Source organism: Vibrio sp. 970, from assembly GCF_033339075.1.
The window spans coordinates 1-520 of the sequence record NZ_JAWOTW010000801.1 but is presented as its reverse complement, the minus strand read 5'-3'; the positions used below and the strand labels follow the sequence as shown (position 1 = coordinate 520).

Sequence of the window (520 nt, the reverse complement as noted above, 5' to 3'; positions counted from 1 at the left end):
CGTCGCCACCAAGATGACGTTGAATCGCAACCCATAGTCGATTGTTATGGTGTTGATTGAGCCAGCGCCCCCAGTAATGGTCACTCGCTTGATGGGTAGGAAGCCACAATACTAAGCAGTGACGAATCGACATCAGATCCCACTCAGAAAGCTGATAACTGCCTTTTTCGCTGCGTCGTCTCGCGTTAGTGATGATACGGCACATCTCAGCATAAGCTTTACGGCAGGGGCAAAGTAGGACTATTTGGCACTCTTCGTTGAGCCAGAACATACTGCCGACGATCTGTTTGATATCAAGTTTATGCTGCTCAATCGTTGCATGGGCTTTGACCACGCCAGCGACCGAGCACTCATCAGTAATCGCGATGGCATGGTAGCGATAAAAAGCCGCTTGCAACACAAGCTCTTCTGCATGAGAAGCGCCAGTGAGGAAAGAGAAATTAGACTGACAAAATAATTCTGCGTAACTCATAACGACTTAACAAAAATAGCCATGAAGAAACCAATGTTTATGTTGATC

Annotated in this window: 1 protein-coding gene; it reads right to left on the bottom strand. The window is 46.9% G+C overall.

Annotated elements, in window-relative coordinates; translation table 11 throughout:
* On the bottom strand, positions 1-472 hold a 472-nt coding region (locus R7Q11_RS29280; protein WP_225467359.1), incomplete at its 3' end, for a PHP domain-containing protein.
* Positions 473-520: the final 48 nt, after the last annotated feature.